The organism is Bacillus cereus group sp. BfR-BA-01382 (assembly GCF_022663475.1).
GTDB classification, from domain to species: Bacteria; Bacillota; Bacilli; order Bacillales; family Bacillaceae_G; genus Bacillus_A; species Bacillus_A thuringiensis_S.
The window spans coordinates 1-3,867 of sequence record NZ_JAKUFQ010000195.1 but is presented as its reverse complement, the minus strand read 5'-3'; the positions used below and the strand labels follow the sequence as shown (position 1 = coordinate 3,867).

Sequence of the window (3,867 nt, the reverse complement as noted above, 5' to 3'; positions counted from 1 at the left end):
ATTTTAAATTACGTTCAAGCAAACGAAAGTGATTTAACGGTTTTAAATGTTGGTAGTTGTTATTTTACAGCAGAAAACAAAGAAGGTTATAGAGCTGATTTTGAAATAGGGAAATTTGAAATGGCTTTTATAACTTATGAAACTGGTAATGCCTACTCTCTCAGAGACCGATTTATCACTACTGGGAAAAACGCTACAATTCATAAAATTGTGGAATCGTTGTATAAAGCATTAGAAGAAAGTAAACGTAGAACTGATGAAAATAAGAGAATCAGAGCATATAGAAAAGCTCAGAAATGCAAATGTGAATATTTATAAAAATGATATTTTTATAGTAAAAATAAAATGAACAGGTGGAATAGAAATGAAAAAGATATTAAAAGATTTAGCGAATACTTTAGCAGAGGCTAATGAGGAATTAACACAACTCGAAAAGTTAGATGGTAATTTTCATATGGATAAAAATCGTAGAATTTATAAAAAGATAGGTGAAATCAGAGGTCTTGAAAAAGCCATTGAGATAGTTAAAAGTGAGCAACTGTAAATAGTTGCTTTATCTTTTTTTAAATTAATTATATCCAAAATATATATTAGATTAATAAAGAGAGTATTTGGGAGGAAAAGAAATGTTAACATATGAAATTACTAATATTAATGTATATAAAAAAGGCGACCTAAAAGGTTATATGGATGGTTTCATCACTTTTAAAGATGGAAATCATGAGAGTACACATGAATTCCTATATAGATTTGATGATATCGAAAACGGAAAAAATTTTACTTTAGTTACCATTGATTATGGTTATACTGTTCCTGGAATAGACAATATTTATGAGAACATAGAAAATAATTTAAAAGGAATTGTAGTCACAGAACAATTGAAATCCACATACCCATTACATTTAATTGAATCTGTTAGACAAAGTTTAGGATTAAACAAAGATGATATATCAATGGACTCTACCATTTTAGAGATGGATAAGTCTGAAGTGTTTGCCTGTGTCGTTCAATGGAACGGTTTATTAGGTGGATATGATGTAACAATTAAGGATTGGATAAAAGATATTTACGATGTTAATTTGGACGATATTGATAAGAAATAAATAACTTTAAACAACGGAGGGTTTAAAATGGAAATCAAAGTAAAATACATAGGTGAAGATTCTTGGGGAAGAAAGTTATATCAAAACATAAAAAACAAACATGTTTATGCAGTTGTAGAGGATTGGTATTATACAACAAGCAACGATGGTGAACCTGATTGCCCATTAAGAAAAGATATTTGTATTGTTATAGTTAAATAGATAAGCTAATTTTAATGAGAGGTTTATATACCTCTCATTTTTTTATTTGGATTAATTCAATAATAAAAAAGATAGCTAAATATTAGACTATCTTTTTCGAAATAATCTTATTCAATTCTTGTACAGACCTTTCAAAGTTATTATTTACAACTATATAATCTGCATGTACGTGATTCATTCTCTCTTTATTTTTAATACAATATAGGATTCTATCTTTTATCTTACTAAAAGAATCCCTTCTTTTAAACATCCTCCACGCCATACGAATCAAGGAAAGCGAAATAAATATAATCGTTACAATTTCACCATATGCCTTTTTAACCTGCATAGCCCCATTAATATCAGTAACAACATAGATTCTATCGTGCATCGTTAATTTACTATCTATCTCTCCCCTACTGACACAATATGAATTCCCTGCATATACAACACTTTCTATTTTATCCAATTCATCAAACGTTTTATTTGAAACGAAATAATAGTCTCTCCCATCTACTTCCCCTGCCCTTGGCTTTCTTGTAGTATGAGAAATCACTTCAGGGATTCCCATTCTTTTTTCTAACGTTTTCCCTAATGTTGTTTTTCCACTTCCTGATGGTCCCACCAAAATAAATATTTCTTTTTCCATCAAATCAATCCCCTGTCGTCTTTCACTTCTTCTTTGGGTTCCAAGGTGTTAAAGTTGCCAATGAAACTTCAATTTCTTCTTCCCTAATCTTCTCTGATGAACGGCTCACAATTCCAATTTTAACATTCGCCATTAACTTCTTTTTATCAATCGAAATAATTCGAGCATTTGCAACAGAACCCTCTATATATTCACACACTACTAAATCACCGACTTTAAAATTAATTTCTTTCTCATTCACGTTTGTTCCTCCCATAATTACACAATTGTTACTATCAGTATAATACCATACATTAACTATAGTCAATAAAAAAAGAAAGGTTTTATAAACCTTCCTTTTCAATATAACTAATGAATCCTTTTAGTAATCCACTATCAAATTGTTTATCTGATTCCGCAACCATTAGCTCCAACACCGCTTCTTTTCTAAATGCTTCTTTATAAGAACGTTTGTGAGATAATGCATCGTATACATCAATTACACTCATGATTTTAGCAAGTGGATGAATTTGTTTTCTCGTTAGCGAGAAAGGATATCCTGTTCCATCCAATCTTTCATGATGTTGTTGAATAATAGCCTTAACATCATCATTAACCATTATATTCGGGATGTTAATTGTATGTGTTTTAATAATCGCAAACTCTTCTTCAGACAATCGTCCTTTTTTATATAAGATTTCATTTGGTAATAAAAATTTACCTATATCATGCAACAAAGCACCTACAATTAAATCATTCAAATTCTTTTTAGTTAATCCTAAATACATACCAAATTTACTTGCCAATACCGCACAACGAATAGAATGTTGCACTGTTTCGTCTTTAATCAGTAATTCCATTTTTTTATTAAAATGTAGTAATTTTATAATTTCCTTTTTATATACAGTAAGCAAATAAGTCACTCCTCTTTTATATTTTCGCTTCTGTATTATATAGAGTTTTATTTAGTATATAACCAGATATCCATATAATTCATATTCCGAATTATCATACACTAATTAAGTAAAGTCAATAAAAAAACAAAATATTATTGACTGATAGATAAATGATATCATTCATTTTATTGACTATAGTAAATAAACTATGTTATTTTAAGGTGACAGAATATTTGAAGGAGGCTTTTATGGAACAAATAAAATCACATCCAGTTAAAGATGTTTATCGTATATCAGATGGGTTGTTAGTTGAAATCCATAAATACGAACGCATCGGAAATGTATGGATGCAAGAAACAAAGCAAACTAAAGGTGTTCAAGGTTGTAGAGGATTGCGAGTATTAACGGAAGATTACGGAGATAACATTCCTCAAGGAACTTTCATTCTTAATTCTGTCCCTATTCGAGTTGTTACAGATGCTAACTTGTTTAAAGCTGAAATAAAAACAAATGGTAGCGGGTTATACGGAAGTATTCCAGAGTTAGAACGAACATTAAAAACGATTCAAAATATTTTAGACTCCTATAAAGAGTAATTAGAGTTCGAATGAATACCAATCTCAGAATCTATAATAAGTGTATTTATAAAAACAGGTATAGAAAACTATAACATGAAAACGGAGATGTTTGAGCTATGATTATTGTTGTTACAGGTCATCGACCAAAGAAATTAAATAATATCTATGATATTTATCATCCAATGTATGTTTCTATTGGAAGAGAAATGAGAGATTTTATTTTGAAACAAATCACATTGTTAGAAGATGGCGAAAAGCTAAGGTTAGTAACTGGTATGGCTTTAGGAATTGATACAGTGTTCGCTTTAATTGCATTGAAACTAAAGAAAATGTTTCCTGAACAAATTATTCTGCATTGTGCCGTTCCTTGCGCAAGCCAAGAAGACCCTTGGCGTAAACCTGACAAAGATAGATATCATCAAATTTTGCATGAGGCAGATGAGGTTGTTTTTGTCTCAAGAGAAAAGTATGTAGACGAACAA

Annotated in this window: 9 protein-coding genes; 6 read left to right on the top strand and 3 right to left on the bottom strand. The window is 30.0% G+C overall.

Annotation, left to right across the window (positions count from 1 at the left end; translation table 11 throughout):
• The 4 genes from MR160_RS33065 to MR160_RS33050 all read left to right on the top strand — a co-directional run.
• On the top strand, window positions 1–318 hold a 318-nt coding region (locus tag MR160_RS33065; protein ID WP_242299159.1), incomplete at its 5' end, for a hypothetical protein.
• Window positions 319–364: 46 nt separating this feature from the next.
• Window positions 365–544, top strand: coding sequence for a hypothetical protein (locus MR160_RS33060; RefSeq protein WP_242299158.1), 180 nt, complete (start codon window positions 365–367; stop codon window positions 542–544).
• Window positions 545–626: 82 nt separating this feature from the next.
• The gene (locus MR160_RS33055; RefSeq protein ID WP_242299157.1) at window positions 627–1,103 is read left to right on the top strand and encodes a hypothetical protein; all 477 of its coding nucleotides are present in this window, start codon (window positions 627–629) and stop codon (window positions 1,101–1,103) included.
• Between the two features lie 27 nt (window positions 1,104–1,130).
• Entirely contained in the window at window positions 1,131–1,304 is a 174-nt protein-coding gene (locus tag MR160_RS33050) for a hypothetical protein (protein WP_242299156.1), read from the top strand.
• 82 nt (window positions 1,305–1,386) lie between these two features.
• Here MR160_RS33050 and MR160_RS33045 read toward each other — a convergent pair whose 3' ends face one another.
• The 3 genes from MR160_RS33045 to MR160_RS33035 all read right to left on the bottom strand — a co-directional run bounded on the left by MR160_RS33045 (window position 1,387) and on the right by MR160_RS33035 (window position 2,834).
• Window positions 1,387–1,932, bottom strand: a complete 546-nt coding sequence (locus MR160_RS33045; RefSeq protein WP_242299155.1) for a guanylate kinase — start codon at window positions 1,930–1,932, stop codon at window positions 1,387–1,389.
• A gap of 22 nt (window positions 1,933–1,954) precedes the next feature.
• Window positions 1,955–2,173 (bottom strand): hypothetical protein, encoded by a 219-nt coding sequence (locus MR160_RS33040; RefSeq protein ID WP_242299154.1) that lies wholly within the window; start codon window positions 2,171–2,173, stop codon window positions 1,955–1,957.
• 82 nt (window positions 2,174–2,255) lie between these two features.
• Window positions 2,256–2,834 carry an HD-GYP domain-containing protein gene (locus MR160_RS33035; RefSeq protein ID WP_242299153.1) on the bottom strand — a complete coding sequence of 193 codons (579 nt, stop codon included), beginning with the start codon at window positions 2,832–2,834 and terminating at the stop codon, window positions 2,256–2,258.
• A gap of 221 nt (window positions 2,835–3,055) precedes the next feature.
• Between MR160_RS33035 and MR160_RS33030 the strand changes: the two genes are divergently transcribed.
• The gene (locus tag MR160_RS33030) at window positions 3,056–3,403 is read left to right on the top strand and encodes a hypothetical protein (protein WP_242299152.1); all 348 of its coding nucleotides are present in this window, start codon (window positions 3,056–3,058) and stop codon (window positions 3,401–3,403) included.
• A gap of 98 nt (window positions 3,404–3,501) precedes the next feature.
• A partial coding sequence (locus tag MR160_RS33025) for an SLOG family protein (RefSeq protein ID WP_242299151.1) occupies window positions 3,502–3,867 on the top strand: 366 nt, incomplete at its 3' end.

Coding starts and splice junctions, on each gene's coding strand:
- MR160_RS33060 (WP_242299158.1), top strand. CDS start 365: ATGAAAAAGATATTAAAAGATTTAGCGAATACTTTAGCAGAGGCTAAT.
- MR160_RS33055 (WP_242299157.1), top strand. CDS start 627: ATGTTAACATATGAAATTACTAATATTAATGTATATAAAAAAGGCGAC.
- MR160_RS33050 (WP_242299156.1), top strand. CDS start 1,131: ATGGAAATCAAAGTAAAATACATAGGTGAAGATTCTTGGGGAAGAAAG.
- MR160_RS33045 (WP_242299155.1), bottom strand. CDS start 1,932: ATGGAAAAAGAAATATTTATTTTGGTGGGACCATCAGGAAGTGGAAAA.
- MR160_RS33030 (WP_242299152.1), top strand. CDS start 3,056: ATGGAACAAATAAAATCACATCCAGTTAAAGATGTTTATCGTATATCA.